We start from the raw sequence: 19,912 nt of genomic DNA on the forward strand, positions 1-19,912 counted from the left end.
GGCCGGAATGCGAACGACTGCTCGTGGCTCCGACCGCCAGCTCGTGACCCTGGGCGCCTGCCGAGCTGTGACGCTCGGCTACTGCCGTTCGATTCCGACCGGCAGACTGGCATGAAGCTGAACCGACAAGCTGTGCCAGCCGCGAACCAACGCTTCGCGCTCGCGCGGCGCGTCATGAATCGCGGATTGACCTATGCCAGAGTTGTTGGCTTGCCTGTGGCGGCGCGCGGCTGCGCTCCTTTCTTTGATCATAACGCTGTCGAGCGTGGGCGCGCTCGCGGCGGCGGCCGAACGACCCATCGAATTCAATCGGGACATTCGCCCGCTCCTGGCTGAGTATTGCCTGGCCTGTCACGGTCCCGACTCGGCCAATCGCAAGGCCGATTTGCGCCTCGACCAGCGCCAGGCGGCCATCGACGCCGGCGCGATCGTGCCGGGCAATGAGAAGGCCAGCGAGCTGATCGCGCGGGTTCTGTCGGGCGATCCCGAACAGGTCATGCCGCCGGCCGACACGACCAAGAAACTGTCGCCGGCCCAGAAAGACCTGCTCCGCCGCTGGGTCGCCAGCGGGGCCGAGTACCAGGTCCACTGGTCGTTCATTCCGCCGCGCCGTCCGGCCTTGCCCGCCGTCAAACAAACCGACTGGGTCCGCACGCCAATCGATCGCTTGGTCCTCGCGCGCTTGGAAGCGGCGGGCTTGAAGCCTGCGCCCGAGGCCGACCGGCGGACGTTGGCGCGGCGGCTGAGCTTGGACCTGACCGGGCTGCCGCCCGAGCCGGCTGACGTCGACGCGTTCGTGGCCGACACCTCGACGGACGCGTACGAGAAGTACGTCGATCGATTGCTGGAATCGCCGGCCTGGGGCGAGCATCGGGGCCGCTACTGGCTCGACGCGGCCCGCTATGCCGACACGCACGGCATTCACTTCGACAACATGCGCGAGATGTGGTCCTACCGGCAATGGGTGATCGAGGCGTTCAATCGAAACCTGCCGTTCGATCGATTCACCGTCGAGCAGTTGGCCGGCGACCTGCTGCCGACGCCGACGCTCGACCAGCGGATTGCCACCGGCTTTAACCGTTGCAACATCACGACCAACGAAGGTGGCATCATCGACGAAGAGTACGCGGTCCTCTACACCCGGGACCGGACCGAGACCACGTCGCAAGTCTGGATGGGGCTGACGGCGGGCTGCGCGGTTTGTCACGATCACAAGTTCGATCCGCTGAGCCAGCGCGAGTTCTACGAGCTGGCCGCCTTTTTTAACAACACCACCCAGGCCACCCGCGACGGCAATATCAAGGACACGCCGCCGGTGGTCGTGGTGCCGACCGAGGAAGACGAGGCCCGCTGGTCGGCGCTGCAAGGGGAGCTGGCGGCCCTGCAAGGGAAAGTCGACGCCAACCGGACGGTGGCCCGCAAAGTGTTCGACAAGAACTGGCTGCCGACGGCACGCACCAGCTCGATCGCCGGGCACCTGCCGCACGACGGATTGCAGTTCCACGCCCTGTGTAGTGAAGGAGTCGGCAACACGCTGCACGCCGCGGTCGAGGGGCAGATGCGAGCGCTCGCGCTGGCCAAGCCGTTGCAGTGGCAACCTGGCCACGTGGCCGACAAGGGGCTGCGAACGTCGAAGGATCAACCAATCGACGTTGACGACGTCGGCGGCTTCGACACCAAGGACGCCTTTTCCTTCGGCGCTTGGGTACGCATTCCCGGCGCGCGGCAAACCGGGGCGCTCCTCTCGCGGATGAGCGAGAAAGATCATTTTCAAGGCTGGGACTTGTACATCGACGAAGGGGTCCGCTTTGGCGTTCACTTTGTCGCCAAGTGGGAAGAAGACGGCATCAAGCTGCAAAGCAACACGCAGCTCAAGCCGAACGATTGGGCCCATCTGTTCGTGACCTACGACGGGTCGGGCAAGGCGGCGGGCATCAACATGTACCTGAACGGGCTGCCGGCCGCGTCGAAAGTCACGACCAAGAACACGGTGCTGAAGGGGAGCATCAAGGCCAACGTGCCCATGGCGCTGGGGCGACGGCATTCGACGTGGCCGATCGACGGCGCGGTCTTGAACGACATTCGCGTTTACAGTCGGGCGCTCAAGGCGACCGAGGTCGAGCAACTGGCCCGCGGCACGCGCAGCCTGGCCGTCGTGGCCAAGGCGGCCGACAAGCGCACGCAAGCCGAGCTGGGCGAGCTGTTCGACTGGTGGTTCAACCAGTTCGACGCCACCTCGCGACAGTTGGGGGCCGAGCTGGCCAAGCTGCGCGGCGAAGAGGCGCAAATCAAAGGGCGCGGCACGGTGGCCCACGTGATGAACGAAAAGGGCGAAGCGCCGATGGCGTACATTTTGTACCGCGGCGACTATGACAAGCGCCGCGACGAAGTCAACGCCGACACGCCCGACATCCTGCCGGCGATGGACAGCGAGCTGCCGCGCAATCGGCTGGGCCTGGCCCAATGGCTGCTCGACGCCGATCACCCGTTAACCACGCGCGTGACGGTGAATCGCTTCTGGCAGGAAGTGTTCGGCGCTGGCCTGGTCCGCACGGCCGGCGACTTTGGCGCGACGGGCGAGTTGCCGTCGCATCCTGAGTTGCTCGATTGGCTGGCCGTCGAGTTCCGCGAGTCGAGCTGGGACGTGAAGCGATTCTTCAAGCTGCTGGTCACCTCGGCGACCTATCGCCAAAGCGCCGTGGCCGACAAGCTGAAACTCGAAAAAGACCCCGCGAATCGCCTGCTCTCGCGCGGGCCACGGTTCCGGATGGATGGCGAGATGCTGCGCGACTACGCCCTGGCCAGCAGTGGACTGCTGGTGCGGAAGCTTGGCGGGCCGAGTGTGAAGCCTTACCAGCCGGACGGGGTCTGGGAGGCGGTGGCGATGATCGGCAGCAACACGCGCGACTACAAAGCCGACAAGGGCGAGGGGCTGTATCGGCGGAGCATGTACACGTTTTGGAAGCGCTCGGCCCCACCGGCGTCGATGGATATTTTCAACGCGCCGAGCCGTGAGATTTGCTGCGTGCGGCGCGAGCGGACCAATACGCCGTTGCAGGCGCTGGTGACGTTGAACGATCCCCAGTTCGTCGAGTCGGCGCGGCATCTGGCCCAGCGGGCGGTGTTGGAAGCGGGCAGCGCGGCCGGCGCGAATGCCTCGACCGACGATGCCGCGGCGGACGACGCGCGGGTCGACTTCATCGCCCGGCGGCTGATGGCCCGGTCGTTGCGGCCCGCAGAACTTGAGATCGTGAAGAAGTCGCTGGCCCAGTTGCGGGCGTACTACCAGGCCCACGCCGACGACGCCCAGGCGCTGGTCGCGTTCGGCGATTCGCCGGCCGAGGCCAAGGTCGACGCGGTGCAACTGGCCGCCTGGACGATGCTGGTGAACGAGATGCTGAACCTGGACGAAGTGCTGACGAAGTGAGTGTCGGGATTAGCCACGGAGACACAGAGGCACGGAGTTGGGCACGGAGAGGACAGAGGGAATGATAGAGATGAATGACCAATGACCAAATCCCAATGACCAAAGAAGTGGAGTCGACAAGTTTCTTTTTTATTCTTGGTCATTGGACATTGGTAATTGGGGTTTCTGATTCCTCCGTGCAACCCTTCGAGTCTCCGTGCCTCCGTGGCAAACTGAATTGGAAGAATGGAAGGCAAAGCCATGAATCTGTTTCATGAAACGATGCGGAATGTCACTCGGCGGCATTTTCTGGCCCAGGGGTCGCACCTGCTGGGCGGAGCGGCTTTGGCGACGCTGGCCGGTGAGCGGGCCTTTGGCGCCACGACCAACGCTGGGGCCGCCACGGCGCGAACTCATTTTCCGCCCAAGGCCAAGCATGTGATCTATCTGCACATGGTCGGTGGGCCTTCGCAGATCGACTTGTACGATTACAAGCCGAAGATGCTCGAGATGTACGACAAGGACCTGCCCGAGTCGATCCGCAACGGGCAGCGTTTGACCACCATGACGTCGGGCCAGAAGCGGTTCCCCATCGCCCCGTCGAAGTACAAGTTTGCCCAGCACGGCCAGTCGGGTATGTGGGTCAGCGAGCTGTTGCCCTGGACCGCCAAGATGGTCGACCAGATGTGCTTTGTCCGCAGCATGCACACCGAAGCAATCAACCACGAACCGGCGATCAGTTACATTCAGACCGGCAACCAGATCACCGGCCGGCCGTGCCTGGGGGCGTGGACCTCGTACGGCCTAGGCTCGTTGAACGAAGACCTGCCGACGTTCGTCGTGCTGGTCGCCAAGCCGAGCAACGTGGAACAGGTGCAGGCGATTTCGGCCCGGCTCTGGTCGAGCGGCTACTTGTCGGGCGAGCACGCCGGCGTGGCGTTCCGCTCGGCGGGGGATCCGATTTTGTACATCAACAACCCGCCCGGCGTGCCGACCGACGTGCGGCGCAACACGCTCGACGGGCTGAAGGCGCTGAACGAGATGACCTATCGCGAGCTGGGCGATCCCGAAACCCACACGCGGATTCAGCAATACGAGCTGGCCTTCCGCATGCAGACCAGCGTGCCCGACCTGACCAACCTGGCCAACGAGCCGGATCGGACGTTCGAGCTGTACGGCGACGAGGCCAAGAAAGCTGGCTCGTTCGCCAACAGCGCGCTATTGGCTCGGCGGCTGGTCGAACGTGGCGTGCGGTTCGTGCAGATCTATCACAACAACTGGGACACGCACGGCAACGTGGCCGGGCGCTTGCCGTCACAATGCAAGGACGTCGACCAGGCCTGCTATGGGCTGATTAACGACTTGAAGCAGCGCGGCATGCTGGACGATACGCTGGTGATCTGGGGTGGCGAGTTCGGCCGCACGATTTACTCGCAGGGCGGACTGACCAAGGAGAACTACGGCCGCGACCACCATCCGCGCTGTTTTACGATGTGGATGGCCGGCGGCGGCATTCGGCCGGGCACGGTGTACGGCGAGACGGACGACTTCTCGTACAACATCACGAAAAACCCGGTGCATATTCGCGACTTCCACGCCACGACGTTGAAGCTGTTGGGCTTCGACCACCAAAGGTTCAGCTATCGGTACCAGGGGCTCGACCAGAAGCTGACCGGCGTCGAACCGGCGCATGTGATTAAGGAACTACTGGCGTAGCCTGCGATTAGCGATTAGCGATTAGCGGTTAGCGATTAGAAAAGACCGCGGCAAGCGTTTGAGTGCTAACGTATCAATCGCGTGCGAGCCGAATACAACCCTTCTCCCCCGGGGAGAAGGTGGCGGCGCTAGCCGACGGATGAGGGTCGCGCGTCAGGCTGGCGCGATTGGAAGTGGTGAGTGGACCCTCATCCGGCCTGTCGGCCACCTTCTCCTGGAGGGAGAAGGGTTACTGCGCGCCGCGTGATGATGGGGACGTTGTTGACTTGCGACGCCCCTGCTTCCTCAATTCCACTCCGTGCATTCCTCCGCGGCTCCGTGCCTCCGTGGCAAGTCTTTCGGAGCTCGAAGCGAGGCATCAAGTCAGGTTCGGCAGCGGGCCGTCGCCGCAGTACTCCGGTTTGCCGAACTTGGTGATTCGGTGGCCGAACCCGTGGGCCAGCGACAACAGTAGCCGGTTGTGAGGCAGCTTCGGATACTTGAGCGCGCGGCCCATGCGGAAGTCGAGCCCGCCGCCGACCAGCACCCAGGGAATGTCATCCAGCGTGTGCGAGTTCCCCTTGCCCAACTCGTTGGTCCAGACGATCAACGTGTTGTCGAGCAAGCTCCCCTGCCCGCCCGGCTCGGGCGTCTTGGCCAGCCGCTCGGTCAAGTACGCCAATTGTTCGCAGAACCAGTGGTTGATCTTGGTCAGCTTCTCGACGGCCTTCTCGTTGGTGTCGGGCTCGTGCGACAGTTCGTGGTGCCCTTCCTCCACGCCCAGCCAGCGCATCTTGGCGCCGCCGACCGAGTTGGTGTACTGGAACGTGGCTACGCGGGCCATGTCGCTGGCAAAGCTATTCACCAGCAAATCGATCTGCATCTTGGACAGCTTGGGCATCTGGTCGTTGTCTTCGCGCACGCCCGGCTCGAGCTGGGGCACGGCGTGGCCGGCTTTTTCCTCGGCGGCCGATTGCAGCTCGCGCTCCATCGACCGGACAAACCCGGCGTGCTCTTCCAACAGCCGGCGGTCTTCCTTGCTGACCTTGGCGCCGACGCGCTTCAGGTCTTCTTGCACGTCATCGAGCACGCTCTTCAGGCTTTCCCGGTCGTCGATCCGGCCGTAGAGCTTGCCGAACATCTGGTACGGGTTGTCGATCGGCGCGATCGGCTTGTTCGGCCCGGCGTAGGACATGCGGGTCCAGGTGTCGGCCCGCTCGGGAACCATCACGCCAAACTCCAGCGAACCGAACCGGGTCCGCGTCTGATCGTTGGCTTGCAGGAAAGTCTTGATCTCCTGGTCGATCGAGTGTCCGCTCGACCAGCCGGCGGGCGTGTGCGAGCCACCTTGGATGTTGCCGGGGAACAACTCGATGCCGGTCAGCAAGCAGCCGATGCCGCGCATATGGTTGTCGCCGTCGCCGTGGACCTTGTCGCACACGCCGTTGAGCGTCAGCACGCGATCCTTGTATGGGGCCAACGGCGTAAGAATCTCCTTCAGCTCCAGCGACTCGTCATCCTTCACGTCGGGCCAGAAGTTTTTGGGAATCGTCCCGTTCGGGCTGAACAGCACGATCAAGCGCTGCTTGCGGCGCGACTGGTTGGCGAAGCCCAGGCTCGGCAGATTCAGCAAGAACGGCATGGCCGCGGCACTGAGCCCCAGTTGACGCATGAAATGGCGACGGTCGGTCGTACGTGGCACGTTGACTCTCCGAGGAACCGGGAAACTTCCCAACTTATTATCGACCTTTAGCCCCCGGTTAATGACCGGGGGCCATGTGGCAAACATCCAAAAGACTTCCAACCGCGATCAAGTCAGCTACTTCTCGCTCTTCGCAATCTTCTCGGCCGGCGGCGGCAACGACGCCTCGGCCGCGATTTCGATCAACAGCTTGCGAATGTTGAACTTCTGGTCGTGGAACGACTTTTCCAGCTTCGACAGCTCGGTCGGCCCAAAGGCGTTGATCGGCTGCTTGATCATGAAGTGGAACAACTGCTCGACGAACGCTTCGTGCGTCTCGTCGCTAGCCGCCAGGTACTTGGCCAGGTCGCGCACGTTGTTGAACTTGACCATGTCCCCCCCGCGCGTCTGGTACGCGCCGGTGGCGTCGACCGGCTTGCCCTGTTCCACCTTGCGAAACCGGCCAATCGCGTCGTAGTTCTCGAACGCGAAGCCCAGCGGATTGATCATCCGGTGGCACGATTGGCACGATTCGGCCTTGGTCTGCAAGATCACCCGTTGCCGCGTGGTCAGATCGGCGTGCAGCTCGGGGGCCAGCGGCGCGACGGCCTCTGGGGGTGGACGCAACGAACGCCCCAGCACGCTGCGGGCCACGAACACGCCGCGGTGAATCGGCGAGCTGGTCGAAGTATACGCAAAGCCCGCCATCAAATACGGGTGCGTCAGCACGCCGGCGCGCTGGGCCCCCGACTGGTTCACCTTTTCAAAGTCCGCGCCGGCCGGCAGTTTTACATCGTACATCTTGGCCAACGCGCCGTTGATGTACAACGAATCGGCCAACAGCAATTGCCGGAAGTCGGACTCGCGCGACCAGGCCACATCGTCCAGGAACAACTCCAGGGATGTTCGCAGGTCCGAGACCACTTCGGCGTCGAACTCGGGGAACCGCTTGGAATCTTTGGCGATGTCGATAAAGCGATCGACGTTCAGCCATTGCAGGAAGAACTCGCGCAGCTTCGATCGGGCGCGAATGTCGCCCAGCATCCGCTCGGCCTGCTTGCGCACCGACTCGGCCGTGGTCAGCCATTTCTTATTCGCGGCCTCGGCCAACTGATTGTCGGGCAGCGAGTCCCACAGGGCGTACGACAGCCGGCTGGCCACGTCCCACTGGTCCAATTCGGTCGGGTTCAAATCCAGATACAAGAACTCCGGCGCCATCAAGCTCAACAGCACCGCCCGCTTGACCGAAAGTTCCGGCGGCCGGCCCTCGACGAACTGCTTGTCGATGAAGAACGATTTCTGTTCATCGCTCAACGGGCGGCGGAAGGCCCGCTCGACCCACCGCTGGCAAAACGCGCGCAGCTTCTGGGCGCGGTCCCCCGCGCCGGGTTTCGACTGGGACAGCTCGTCCAGGTTGGCGTCGACAAAGGCCGCCACTTCCAACGCCGCGTCGGTCGCCGCCTGGCTCCAGGCTTCCGACACCGACGTGCCGCGCTCGTAGCCCATGCTCCGGTCATCGGGCGGGAAGGCCGTCTCGAGCACGAACAATTGCGGCTGCCGATGAGGCGTCAGATACCGGGCTGGAATCACTTCCTCGGCGCGGTTCGGCATTTTCCACTTCAAGGTGATCGAAGCGGTCTTGTCCTGCGCCTGTTTCGATTTGCTGAACACCAGCCGCAACGGATAGACGCGGCCTCCCAGCAGTCGAATCGTTTGCTTGTGAAGCGTGTCCTTACCCGACTTGACCCGGGCGTCGACCAATGCCGCGCGGTCGTTGTTCACGTACAGTTCGGCTGCGTTCTCGGTGTCGACGATGAACTCATAATCGCCGGTCTCGGGAGCGTAGACGCCCCCCTGCCAATGAATGCCAAACTCGGCGTGCTTGGCCTTCTCGGCCTTTTCTTTGTCCTCGGCGGCCTTCCGCTCGGCTTCCGCCTTTTTCTTGGCTTCGTCGGCTTTGCGCTTGGCCTCGGCTTGCTTGTCGGCCTCGGCCTTCTGGCGAGCTTCTTCTTTCCGCTTCACCTCGTTGACGGGCTTGGCGTCGGGCTTCTTGTCGTCTGCGATCTTCTTTTCATCGGCAACCGTGCGGAATGGCGAACGCGTGGCAGAAGCCTTGTCCGACTTCTTCGGCTCGGGCTGCTTGGCCGGCGCTGGCGGGGCGTCTGACTTGGGTGGCTCAGCCGCTGGGCTCAGCTCGCCAAAGTTGAACTGCACCACCGGATCAAGCCGCTCGAACGCGCGGACTTCCTTCTTCCAGAACTCGCGCGTGCGGGAGTACTCGCCTTGCAGGCCGTGCTTGTCGTCCCAGCGCCCGGTCCAGCGGAAGCTGCCGATCAGATCGGCCACCGTGTTGCGATACTGGCGAACGGTCAGCCGGGCCAGCTCGATGCGAACCGGTGCGTTGCGCACCTGGGCCACCGGCGAATAGAAGGCGTGGTAGATGTACTCGGCCACCAGCTTGGCGTCCTCGCCGACGCACGTACCGGGGTCGTCCTCGGGCATGGTCTTGGCGATCTGCGCCGCCAACTCGGCCAGCGAGCGGTCGCCGGCCAGTGGCTTGCCGTACTGGTCCTTGACCCCTTGCCCCTTGTCGCCGTGACACTTGGCGCACTGGGCGAGGTAAATCTGCTCGCCGGTCTTACCGGCCGCCTGGGCCGCCAACGGCGCGCACAACACCAGAACCGCGACCACCAGTCGGGCCAGACATTCAGACAGAAGTGTTCGCGAGCTTTGCTTCATATCGGGGAGGGCGTTGGCGGGGGTCAAATCGCGCGACCAGCGGTGGGTCGCCCAGGGCTGGCGTGTAGGCCGTCAATTATAGCCAAGATTCGGCCCGCAGGGGACAGTTTGTCGCAGTTTCCAAGCGGAACCCGCCAAACGCTTTGCGCTGTGCGAAGTGGATACACTGTCGCGCGCCGGTGGGCACACGACTCGCCACCTGCGGCACAATTCACCATCGTCAATCGAATCGGCGCGCCGAACGATGAACATCCCTCCCTTTAAGGGAGGGACCGAGGGAGGGTAAACGCGCAGCAGGCCGGGACGCTCATGAATTGGCAACGACGCATTTGAGTTGAAGCACACAGATTCGTGAACGCCTTGACCCTCCCCCCTGCCCCTCCCTGACAGGGAGGGGTGTTTCTCGCGCGAGCCTGGGAGCGACACAAGTCACGTGTCGTCTACTTCTACTTCCCAGCCGGTTCGAGGCTCCATGCCTGGACCGATTTACCCGAGGCGATGACGATCATCGGCGTAGCCGCGCGGACCAGGGCCAAGCCCGAGATCGCGCTGCCGTGATTCCAACGGTCGATCGGCCGGCCGTTAACGCCGATCAGGTGGACCGAGCCATCAGGGCCGGCCACGATCCACGACTGTTGCTTGCTCCCCGCGGCGGTCGGTCCCCAGCCGATCATCTCCAAGGCAGGCATCGTTTGCAGCCCCGGCGGCAGCGGATAGTTCCACAACTCGCGCCCGCCGCCGTCGATCCCCACCAGCGTGTCTTCCCCCTGTTGCGAGGTGGCGACGCCGATCACCTCGGCTTCGCCGTCGCCGTTCAGGTCGGCCGCGCGCACCAGGCGGATGAATCGATTGGCCACGGCCAGCGACAGGCCTTCAACCCCCTGGTGATCGATCACGGCAATCGTTCCCTGCTCGTTCGCGCACCAAAGCTGCCGGCGATGCGAGATGTCGGGCCCCACCACGGCCAGGCCAAACACATTGGCCACGCTGCGATTGCTCCAGTGGCGCTGCCGTTTGTCGAGCGTGACGTTGTGAATGCCGACCACGCCAAAGTAGCCCACGTTCAGCTCCGGCTGGCCGTCGCCGTCGAGGTCGCCGAACTGCACGTCGGCAATGCCGGTGCTGCTTTCGCCGTCGGGATAGCTGAACTGGCGCTTCCAGTTGGCGTCAAAGACGTGGACTTGCTGTTGATTGCTAACCGTGCCGGCGAACCAGCGCGCGCCGCTGGCGTCGAAGGCCGTGCGCAGGTAGCTGACCACTCCTTCTTGCGGCTCTTTGGGCAAATCAAGCTCATGCCGCGCGACGACTTTGCCCGCGGCGTCGAACTCCACCACCGTGGTCAGCCCGTCCAGGACGAACAGCTTCGTCGTGTCCCCGTCGGCCACGGCCAGCACGTTGCCCGGCGCGGCGACGTCGACCGACTTCCAGAGCGGCTTGAGTTGAAGCTGCTGAGGCTGGCTGGCGGCGGCGAGTTCGGCCTTGAGGAGCGGAGCCTGCTCGTTGGACGTTTGGAATTGTTGCTCGTATTTACGCAGTTGGTCTTCGTGGCGCTGCTTGGCTTCGGCATAGACATGCTTGCCGGCCAGCACCGTTTCGAGCCGCGCCGGCAGCAGCTTCGACAACTCGGGCTCCACGCCAATCAGGTGATCTTCAATGATGCCCGTCGGTCCCAGGATCACGATGCTGGGCAGCGGAATGATCCCCAAGGCTTTCTGTGTTTGCTGGTGGGTGTCGCGCGCGATCGGGATCGTGACCTTCGCCTTGGCCAAGGTTGATTCGAGCTCCTGGTTGGTGACGACCGGCAACTGCGCTCCGCCGCCGGACGTGCTGACTTGCACCGGGCCGCTGGCCGGGGCGGCGTCGATGCTGACGGCCAGGAACCGCACACGCTGGTCCCCCTTGAACTGATCGTAGACCGCTTGCAGGTACGGCAAGTTGTCGACGCTGGTTGGGATGCTGGCGGCCCAAACGGCCAGGACCGTCGTCTTGCCGGCCAACGCTTTCAGGTCGATCTTCGCGCCGTCGAGCCCGACGAATTGAAAATCACCCGGTTGCGTTCCCAACAGCGCCGTCGGCGGCTCGGGCCGCGCCGTGATCTCGAACTCGCTGAGGACTTTTGCCCCGACCGGCGGCTCGAACTTGAATGCCACCGGGTCGATCTTGCCATTCAATTGTGCGCCGCGCAGCTCGCCCACCAGCGACATGTCGCCGAGCTTCCCCTTGGTGCTCATATATTGCCGCATGGCGTCCAGCGGGAACTCGATGCGACGGATCACGTAGGTCACCTGGTCGATCCACAGCTTAAGCTGCCCGTCTTGCCGCTCGATGGCAATGCCATAACAAGGCGATTGATCGATCGTTTGCGGCTCCAGATGCCGCGGCGCGCCATTCTGCAAGATGGCTCGTTGCGGATCGTCATCGACCAGAAACGGCAGCGCGACCGAGGCGCTGGCAATCCGATTGGTCATCTCGTCCAGCAGAATCGGCGTGGCGAAGATTCGTTCTGACGTGAGGACCGGCGGGGCCGTCAGCTTGACGACCTGGTTCGGCACATCGGCCAGCGAGGCCCAAAAGTCCTTGCCGTCACAGACGATCGTGGCCGCGTACATGTGCGCGCGCAGCTTGTTCGGGCGTTCCAGGGTGACCGACCAGGGAAAGCGTTCCTCGTGCGTCTGGCCATCGAGCGTGTACTTCCAGATCACCTCGCCACTGTCGGCATAGGTCATGGCCGTGTTATAGGCGATCATCGTCCGGTCCAGAACCACGCTGGCCGCGGGCGCTGACTTGTTCGGCGAAGCTGAATCGTTGCAGCCGGCCAATACTCCGACGACGAACAATCCGAGCACCGGCCAAACTGCCAAAGGGTGCGAAGCCCGACAAGGCGCGCGCATAGAAACTCATTCCTTGAGAAGCGACGATTGTCCTAGCGGCCGCCAGCGTTCGGGCGGCCAAGCCGTCATTATTTGCGCCCGTGCCCCAGGGGTCTAGCTCGGTTCTTGACGCTCGGCAGGTCCGCCCGATAATGCGCTCGGGCGCAAGCACGTCGGGCCGGTCCTATCTCGCCCGATTCGCCTAGAATGACAGCAGGCGTTCCCCGTTCGGCGTGATTATCGGCCGGGCGCGTTCACCAGAGCTTTTCATCACACGATGTCGACTACTTTGCACTACGGCCGCGATTCGACGCTTGAGTTGTCCCTCGATCGGGCGGCGTTGGTCACTTGCTCGCCCGAGCTGCGCCCGCTGGCCGATTGGTCCCAGGCTCTGCAACAGGCGCTCGACGCGCCGACCGATTATCTCCCCCTGGCCAGCGCGGTGACGCCGGGCGATCGGGTGGCCGTGGCGGTCGAGCCGGGCACGCCGCGGGCCGAGGCGATCGTGGCCCAGGTGGTCGACTATCTGTTGGCGCACGGCATCGCGGCGGCCGACATTGCCGTCCTGCAACACGTGGCCGATCCGGCGAACACAGCGGCCGATTTGCGCGAGCTACTTTCGCCGGCGGCGCGCGACGGCGTGACGCTGCACCGACACGATCCCTCTCACCGTGACAATCTGGGCTATGTGGCCAACACGCGCGGCGGCAAGCCGGTGTATTTGAATCGCGTGCTCAGCGACGCCGATGCCGTGGTGTTCATTGGCTGTCTGCGGTCGCCGCGCGTGCCCGGTTCGCTCGGGCCGGCGGCGGCCATTTACCCTGGCTATAGCGACGGCCCGACGATGCAACGATTCCGGCACCCCGCACTACTGGCGCGGCGCAAGGAATACGTCCGCGGCGCGCGGCGCGAGATCGATCAGGTGGCTTGGCTGGCCGGTTCGCCGTTTGTCGTCGAGGTGATTCCCGGGCCCGGTGGCACGATCGCTGGATTTGTCAGTGGCGACCTGGCTACGGTCAAACGTGTCGGCGCCGAGCGGATGGCCGACGATTGGGAAACCACGGCGGCCGAGTGCGCCGATCTGGTCGTGGCGGCCGTGAGCGGCGAAGCGGAACAGCAAACGTGGGAGAACGTCGGCCGCGCGCTGGCGGCGGCTGTGCGACTGGTCAACTCGGATGGGGCGATTGTCCTGTGTACCGAGCTGGCGACCGCGCCGGGCGCAGGGTTGCAAGTCCTGTCCGGCAGCGAGAGCTGGGACCGCGATTTGAAACAACTCGAAGATCAGCGCCCGGCCGATTTGCTGGCCGCGACGATGTTGATCCGCGCTCATCAACAAGCGCGAATCTACTTGCTGAGCCAGCTCGACGAGTCGACGGTCGAAGGGCTGGGCATGATCCACGTGACCGAGCCGGCCGACGTGGGACGACTGATCGCGCGGAGCGATTCGTGCGTGGTGCTGCCCGACGCCCAGTTCGCCTGGCCAACGGTGGAAGAAGGACGTGGGGGTGTGGGGGAGTAGGGGCGTGGGGGTGTGTGAAGGAGTGAGATGTTGAGCGTTGACAGTAGGCACCAATGAGCGCGGCAAAAATTTGAGTCACACGCATTTACTCCCCCACGCCCCCACCCCCCAACTCCCCCACCGGCCTCCAACATCATTCAACGTAACAAGCAAACATGACGGCCATCACCCAAAGCAGTCCGCTCAAGAACCTGCACCATGACCTGGGCGCGCGCTTCGCGCATTGGCTCGGCGGCGAGGTGGCTTGGGACTATGGCGATTTCGAGCGCGACTGGCGAGCGTTCACCTCGACCGACACGGTGATCGATGTTTCGCCGCGCAGCCAGCTTGAGCTGGTCGGCCCTGATCGGGCCAGCTTCCTGCACAGCTTGTCAACCAACGACATCAAGCAGCTCGCCACCGGCGCAAGCTGCGAGGCCAGCTTCCTGAACGGCAAGGGAAACGTCCTGTTTCATGGCTGGATTCACGCCGGGGAGTCGTCGCACATCGTTGACGTCGGTCCCGGCATGGCGGCCCCGCTGGCGGCGCACCTGACGCGGTATCAGATTCGCGAGCAGGTCACGGTCCACGATCGCACGCGGGAGTGGGGGCTGTTATACCTGGCCGGCCCAACAGCCGCCGACAAGTTGCACGGCGACGCGCTGCAAAGCGTGCTGCGCGAAGCGACCGTCGTGCCTGATCTTTGGACGCGGCATGAAGCCTGGCACTTGTTCGCGCCGCGCGAGCGGTTGGTCGGCATTTGGAGCGCGCTGACCGCCGCGGGCTTCACGCCGGTCGGCGCGCGAGCGCTCGACGTGGCGCGTATCGAGGCGGGCACGCCGCTGGCCCCGCTCGACGTGCCCGAGGGGTTGCTGCCCCAGGAGCTGGGTCGCGACGCGCGGATGATCAGCTTCAAGAAAGGCTGCTACCTGGGGCAGGAGACGGTCGCCCGGCTCGACGCGCTGGGGCACGTCAACAAGCAACTCGCTGGTTTGGAGTTCGCCACCGGGGCCGCAGTCGGGGCGGGCAGCGAGTTGCTGCGCGACGGCAAGCCGGCCGGCGTGGTCACGTCCGTGGCCCATCGCGCCGCGGGCCAGCCGCCGATCGGCCTCGGTTTCGTCCGCCGCGAGTGTTTACAGCCCGGCACGGAACTATTGGCCGCCGAAACCAAGGCCCGGATCGTGTCGCTGCCGATGGCGTAGCGTGATTGCTGCTATGAGGACATTGGAGAACTGGCAATCTGCGGCGGCAGCGGTTGATTGGCGAGCCAGTTGGCGACGCGCGTTAACACGTCCTTGTCCATCGGCACCTGGCCGATGATAACGACTTGCTTATCGGCGATGGTCTTCGCCAACTCTTGAAGTCGCGCGGTTAGCTCGGTCAGCAGCACCTGCGTTTCGGCGCTGCTTAACTCGTGGCGGATCAATTGCACTTCGGTCGCGTGGCGCTCGCGGGTGAGTTGCACGAGCCGCCCCTGTTCGGCCTTGTAGAGGCGATCGGTTACAAAGGCGCGGCGCAGCTCGAGCTCGCTATTGAACTGGTAGACCGGCGCGGCGCCGAAATAGACGCTCGGCCCGCCGTCGCGACGGAAGCCGGCGAACACCGGCTGGCCATCGGGCAATTGTAACTCGATGCGCTCGACCAGCGCCCGGGCTTCGCCCAAAAGGTCTTCACGGTCCTGTTCATCGCACGCCATGGCGTGATGATACCTGAAGTTGGCTTAATGCTGGGAATGTCTTACACCTCTCCCTTTAAGGGAGAGGTCGCTGAGCGCAGCGAAGCGGGTGAGGGTAAACGCGTTACAGGCCAATTCGCTTTGCGCTAAGGAGCGAACGACGAACGCAATACCGCAAGGCTGTGAACGTCCTTACCCTCCCCCCGGCCCCTCCCTGAAAGGGAGGGGTGTTCATCGCGCGCAGCGCAGCATCTAACGCATTGAGGGAAGGCAAGAATCTGCAAGCGAGCCGCTTAGGTCAGCTGCAGCGCCAACAGCTCGTCGGCCGTGGCTTCGCGGCGCGAGATTTCGCGAATGTCCTCGCGAGCGCGGAAGAAGGCTTCGACCACTTGGGCGTCCCACTGCTTGCCAGCGCCGCCGCGAATGATCGCGTCAAGCTTTTCGTCCGGCATGCCGGGGCGGTAGGGACGGTCGCTGGCCATCGCGTCGTAAGCGTCGGCCACGGCGCAAACCCGCGCCAACAGCGGGATGTTCTCGCCGGCCAGGGCGTGCGGGTAGCCGCTGCCGTCCCAGGCCTCGTGGTGATGCAGCACAATGGGCAGCATCGGCTGCAGTTGCCGCAAGTCGCGCAAGATGCGATAGCCGATCTCGGCATGACGCTTGACGTGCTCGAACTCGGCGTCGGTCAACTTGCCCGGCTTGCGGAGCACGCCATCGTCGATGCCGATCTTGCCGATGTCGTGCAGCAGCCCGGCCAGATACATCGTCTTGGTCGCGTCCTGACTCATCCCCATTTCCTGGGTCAGCCGAGCGGCCACGCGGGCCACGCGATCGCTGTGACCGCGGGTGTACGGGTCCTTGGCGTCGATGGCGCTGACCATGGCGCGGACCACGTCGGCCAGCACGGCGGCTTGTTGCTTGTACAGGCCGACGTTGGCGCTGTGAATGCCCAGGATCGTACCGACGCTGAACAGCAGGTTGGCTTCGACCGAGGTGAACTCGCCATGCTTGTTGTGGTTGACGGCGGCCAGCCAGCCGAACAGTCGGTCCCCTTCAGTGATCGGCACCAGCACCATTTCATGGACGCTCGGCCACGACCAGCCCGCCGCCTCGGTCGCCAGCCGGTTAAGCACCAGCGGCGCGCTTTGCGGGCCCAGCTTCATCACGTTGACCAGGTCGACCAACTCGGACTCGCACAGCCGGCAGGGGCCCCAGTTGATCTGGTGCGGCTCGACAGCGGCGGTCGGCACGCTCTGCTCGACCGACTCGGGCAGGAACTGAATCAACAGCGACTCGGCCGGCACGGCCGCGGCCAGCCAACCAAGCGCCTGGCTGGCGAGGTCTTCCTTGTTGCTTGACAGTTTCAGGCTGTGCGTCAGCCGGTACATCAAACTGATTTCTTCAAACGTGGCCGAGATGTGCGTGGCCAGGTTTTCGTTTTCGATTTCCAACCGCCGCGCGTGGCGGTCGCTGTCGAGCTTGGCGACCAGCATCTCGCAAATGCGCTCGACCATGTTCGGCAGGGTGACGCGCTGGTGCAGGCACCAGGCGAACAGATCGACCACCTGGCAACCCAGCGATTGGGCCGCCCGGGTCACGTCGTAGTCGCCGTGAATCGGTCGGGTGACGTACGCCGCCACGGCCACGTAGTGGTGTTCCTCGGCCGTGTGGACCGGCAAGGCGTAGAGCAGCAGCGGGTCTTCCTCGGCCAAGGCCTGGGCCCGGTTGCCGCGCCCCACGGCGCAAATCAATTCGGTGTAGCGGTTCCAGTCGACCGGCGGGCGTTCGAGCGTCTGGTGCAGCAGCGCGCCGGTCTCGGCATCGAACAGGGCCAGCGGCGCATCGACCCAGCGTTGCAACTGTGACGCGACCGACAAGGCGTGGAGCGATTTCTGGACGTGATGCTCGGGGGCTTGCGGCCAGGGGGAAACGCAGGTGATCGAGTGGTTCTGGTGGGCGTGGTTCGCGGTCACTGTTTGCTCGACGAAGGCCTGGGTCAGATTGACCAGGTGCAACGACGCATCGACCGAGGGCTGGGGTTGCTGGCAGTTCGACATGGCCGATTCAGCAGTCCAAAACGAGTGACGCGACGCGGGTTTCGCCCCAAAAGGTCCGTGAGTGCATCGCGGGGCCGGCGCGCCGGTCGAGGCGCACTCCCCCTCCATGACTCGTAGCAAACCTAGGTCAGTCCCCAGCCAGGGGCAATTCACCCCAGCCGGCGCAAAGTGCAGCTTTCGAGAGGGGCGAGTTCCGAATGTAACAATTGTAATTCTCGCGCCGGCTCCACACGGCCAGCCTGTCGACAGCCTGACGGTTTCGCCGAGCGAGCCACAAAATGTGTTCGCCCGGTAGCGGGCGTGTTATGCTGAACCGCGCTCGGCAGGCCGGCTCCCAGGCACACTGGTCTGGCAGCATCGCTCCAACGCACGCACGCTAAAAATCGAGAAAGGCCGGTTACTCATGCGGCATCGCACGTGGGGTTCGACGGTCGCGCTATGCACCCTGCTGGTCAGCTTCGCGGCCGGCACGGCCTGGGCCCAACGACCCAATAAGCAGTCTGGCGCGGGCTCGAAGCCGATCAAGGTCGAAGGAGCCATCAAGTCGATCGCCAACAACGTCATCACCGTCAGCTCGGGGCGCGACAACACGGTGCAAGTGATGGTCGCGCCGACCACCAACCTGGCCATCACCGGCACGGCCGAACTGGGAGCGCTGGCCGTGGGGATGAACGTCGATTTCACCGCCGAGCTGAACAAGGCGGGTGAGATTCAGGACGAGATTAAGGAGCTGACCCTGCGCGAAGCGACCGACGCATCGGTCAAGCCGGGGCTGTACGAGCCGGAAGACACGTCGGGCAAGCCGCTCCGTGCGATCAAGGACGGCAATCACACGTACCTGGTCCGCGCCAAAGTGCGGACCAACAAGGACGGCGCGATCACCGTCGCCGCGACGGGCGCGCCGGCGATCAAGCTGAAGCTGGCGTCCGATTGCGCAATCAATTGCAGCTTCAAGAATACCCGCCTGGCATCCCCCGGCGACGGTGTGTTCGTCGAAGGCAAGCAAGTCCAGCCAGGGCAAGTGATCGGCGATTCGGTGACGATCAAGATGACAATGCCGTACGCCCCCAAGGGAAAAGGGGCCGCGGCCAAGACACCGAACGAGCCGTCACCCTTCGGCTCGCCGTGAGCCATCTACAACCGGCGCTGGGGTTTGGCCGGCGGCTTGGGCTGCGCGCTTTCTTTGAGCTGTTTGACCAACTGGTCGGCCGTGTAAATCTTGTTGGTCGCGGCGTTGAAGTTCTTGCCGCTGGGCGTTTGCGAGAGCATCCGCCCCATCTCTTTGCCACCCGGCTCGACCGCCAGGTATTCGACCAGCTTGTAGCCGTCGGGGCCGTCGACCAGCTTCTGCAAAATGCCGGCGCCGTCGGGCAGACGCGCCAGGTGATCGAGCCGTTCATAGCCCATCGGGTATTGTGCCGATTGCCGAGCCAACTGTTTACCAGCCGAGCTGCGCAGGTTGCGCGCCAGCAGCGACCCGTCCGGCTCGAGTCGTGACAACAACGGCTCGAACGGCTTGACGTCGTAACCTTCCTTGGCCAGTTGCTTGACCAGCGCGTCGACGTCGCCGCGCGTGATCAGCTCGCCCGGCTTCATGTCCTTGCGCGCGGCAAAGTACGACGCGGTGCGATCCTCGAGCGAGGGCTTTTTACCGGCCGGAGTCGCAGGCTTCGGCGCGCTCCAAGCCGTCGTGGCGACGCATCCAGCGACCATCGCCAGCGAGGCGCCACCGCACAGCCGCAGCACGACACGACGATTCAGCATGTTCGACTCCGGCATGGAATGACGTCACAAAAACGGGGACAAGCCGCTCGGCTTGGCTCGGGCGGCGCGCTACAATGTCGCCGGCCCTCCTTAAACGTACTTCGGCGCGCGGCGGCGTGCGGGGCCAGCGGCGCGGCCGAAAAACCCGCCTGATCCCTAGACTCGCTACCTGCCAGCCTTGCTGGCACCCCATCACGAAAGCCCACTGATGTCGGTTCAAATCACCGCGATCGGCCGCCCCGAGTTGCCACCGTTGACGCTCAGCGATCGATTTCGCTACGAGGTGACCTACTTTATGACTCCCGGCGGACAAGCTGGCGTGCCCAAGTTGCCCGAGGGGGAGTACTGGGTTCGGCTGGGCGAGGCGCGCGACTGGCTGGAGGCAGGCTGTTTCGAGCTGATTTCACCGCTGGCCAGCGAGAACAAGACCGAAGTCGAACTGAGCGAAGAGCACGAGACCTTCTTGGAATGGCTCGTGGCGCACGGCGTCGAACATGTCGCGCTTAGAGCCTGTTATTGACTTAAAT

Annotated in this window: 12 protein-coding genes; 6 read left to right on the forward strand and 6 right to left on the reverse strand. The window is 64.0% G+C overall.

Going from position 1 to position 19,912, the window contains the following annotated elements:
• Window positions 1-193: 193 nt before the first annotated feature.
• A complete protein-coding gene (locus JSS27_20320; GenBank protein ID MBS0211298.1) occupies window positions 194-3,427 on the forward strand; it encodes a DUF1553 domain-containing protein in 3,234 nt (1,077 codons plus the stop codon).
• A gap of 240 nt (window positions 3,428-3,667) precedes the next feature.
• Window positions 3,668-5,122, forward strand: a complete 1,455-nt coding sequence (locus JSS27_20325; GenBank protein ID MBS0211299.1) for a DUF1501 domain-containing protein — start codon at window positions 3,668-3,670, stop codon at window positions 5,120-5,122.
• 358 nt (window positions 5,123-5,480) lie between these two features.
• On the opposite strand, the gene JSS27_20330 is transcribed toward JSS27_20325, so the two are convergent.
• The 3 genes from JSS27_20330 to JSS27_20340 form a co-directional block, all read right to left on the reverse strand.
• Window positions 5,481-6,743, reverse strand: a complete 1,263-nt coding sequence (locus JSS27_20330; GenBank protein MBS0211300.1) for a DUF1552 domain-containing protein — start codon at window positions 6,741-6,743, stop codon at window positions 5,481-5,483.
• A gap of 177 nt (window positions 6,744-6,920) precedes the next feature.
• Window positions 6,921-9,521, reverse strand: coding sequence for a DUF1592 domain-containing protein (locus tag JSS27_20335; protein ID MBS0211301.1), 2,601 nt, complete (start codon window positions 9,519-9,521; stop codon window positions 6,921-6,923).
• A 446-nt stretch (window positions 9,522-9,967) separates the two neighbouring features.
• Window positions 9,968-12,367: a redoxin domain-containing protein gene (locus JSS27_20340; protein ID MBS0211302.1), complete on the reverse strand. Its 2,400-nt coding sequence runs from the start codon at window positions 12,365-12,367 to the stop codon at window positions 9,968-9,970.
• Window positions 12,368-12,668: 301 nt separating this feature from the next.
• Here JSS27_20340 and JSS27_20345 point away from each other — a divergent pair, with 301 nt between their 5' ends.
• Together JSS27_20345 and JSS27_20350 are read left to right on the forward strand one after the other, a co-directional pair.
• Entirely contained in the window at window positions 12,669-13,910 is a 1,242-nt protein-coding gene (locus JSS27_20345) for a DUF2088 domain-containing protein (GenBank protein ID MBS0211303.1), read from the forward strand.
• A 155-nt stretch (window positions 13,911-14,065) separates the two neighbouring features.
• A complete protein-coding gene (locus JSS27_20350) occupies window positions 14,066-15,091 on the forward strand; it encodes a folate-binding protein YgfZ (protein ID MBS0211304.1) in 1,026 nt (341 codons plus the stop codon).
• Between the two features lie 11 nt (window positions 15,092-15,102).
• Here JSS27_20350 and JSS27_20355 read toward each other — a convergent pair whose 3' ends face one another.
• Complete coding sequence (locus JSS27_20355; protein MBS0211305.1) at window positions 15,103-15,585, reverse strand: hypothetical protein; 483 nt, start codon at window positions 15,583-15,585, stop codon at window positions 15,103-15,105.
• Window positions 15,586-15,857: 272 nt separating this feature from the next.
• On the reverse strand, window positions 15,858-17,621 hold the full coding sequence (locus JSS27_20360) for an HD-GYP domain-containing protein (protein MBS0211306.1): 1,764 nt from the start codon (window positions 17,619-17,621) through the stop codon (window positions 15,858-15,860).
• 403 nt (window positions 17,622-18,024) lie between these two features.
• Here JSS27_20360 and JSS27_20365 point away from each other — a divergent pair, with 403 nt between their 5' ends.
• Window positions 18,025-18,750, forward strand: coding sequence for a hypothetical protein (locus JSS27_20365; protein ID MBS0211307.1), 726 nt, complete (start codon window positions 18,025-18,027; stop codon window positions 18,748-18,750).
• A gap of 5 nt (window positions 18,751-18,755) precedes the next feature.
• On the opposite strand, the gene JSS27_20370 is transcribed toward JSS27_20365, so the two are convergent.
• Window positions 18,756-19,385 (reverse strand): hypothetical protein, encoded by a 630-nt coding sequence (locus JSS27_20370; protein ID MBS0211308.1) that lies wholly within the window; start codon window positions 19,383-19,385, stop codon window positions 18,756-18,758.
• A gap of 208 nt (window positions 19,386-19,593) precedes the next feature.
• Here JSS27_20370 and JSS27_20375 point away from each other — a divergent pair, with 208 nt between their 5' ends.
• Complete coding sequence (locus tag JSS27_20375; GenBank protein MBS0211309.1) at window positions 19,594-19,905, forward strand: hypothetical protein; 312 nt, start codon at window positions 19,594-19,596, stop codon at window positions 19,903-19,905.
• Window positions 19,906-19,912: the final 7 nt, after the last annotated feature.

The sequence above is a fragment of the Planctomycetota bacterium genome, assembly GCA_018242585.1.
GTDB lineage: Bacteria > Planctomycetota > Planctomycetia > Pirellulales > PNKZ01 > JAFEBQ01.

Bases quoted from the DNA above. Each gene is read 5' to 3' on its own strand.
- JSS27_20320 (MBS0211298.1), top strand. From the start codon at position 194: ATGCCAGAGTTGTTGGCTTGCCTGTGGCGGCGCGCGGCTGCGCTCCTT.
- JSS27_20325 (MBS0211299.1), top strand. From the start codon at position 3,668: ATGAATCTGTTTCATGAAACGATGCGGAATGTCACTCGGCGGCATTTT.
- JSS27_20330 (MBS0211300.1), bottom strand. From the start codon at position 6,743: ATGCCGTTCTTGCTGAATCTGCCGAGCCTGGGCTTCGCCAACCAGTCG.
- JSS27_20335 (MBS0211301.1), bottom strand. From the start codon at position 9,521: ATGAAGCAAAGCTCGCGAACACTTCTGTCTGAATGTCTGGCCCGACTG.
- JSS27_20345 (MBS0211303.1), top strand. From the start codon at position 12,669: ATGTCGACTACTTTGCACTACGGCCGCGATTCGACGCTTGAGTTGTCC.
- JSS27_20350 (MBS0211304.1), top strand. From the start codon at position 14,066: ATGACGGCCATCACCCAAAGCAGTCCGCTCAAGAACCTGCACCATGAC.
- JSS27_20355 (MBS0211305.1), bottom strand. From the start codon at position 15,585: ATGGCGTGCGATGAACAGGACCGTGAAGACCTTTTGGGCGAAGCCCGG.
- JSS27_20360 (MBS0211306.1), bottom strand. From the start codon at position 17,621: ATGTCGAACTGCCAGCAACCCCAGCCCTCGGTCGATGCGTCGTTGCAC.
- JSS27_20365 (MBS0211307.1), top strand. From the start codon at position 18,025: ATGCGGCATCGCACGTGGGGTTCGACGGTCGCGCTATGCACCCTGCTG.
- JSS27_20370 (MBS0211308.1), bottom strand. From the start codon at position 19,385: ATGCTGAATCGTCGTGTCGTGCTGCGGCTGTGCGGTGGCGCCTCGCTG.
- JSS27_20375 (MBS0211309.1), top strand. From the start codon at position 19,594: ATGTCGGTTCAAATCACCGCGATCGGCCGCCCCGAGTTGCCACCGTTG.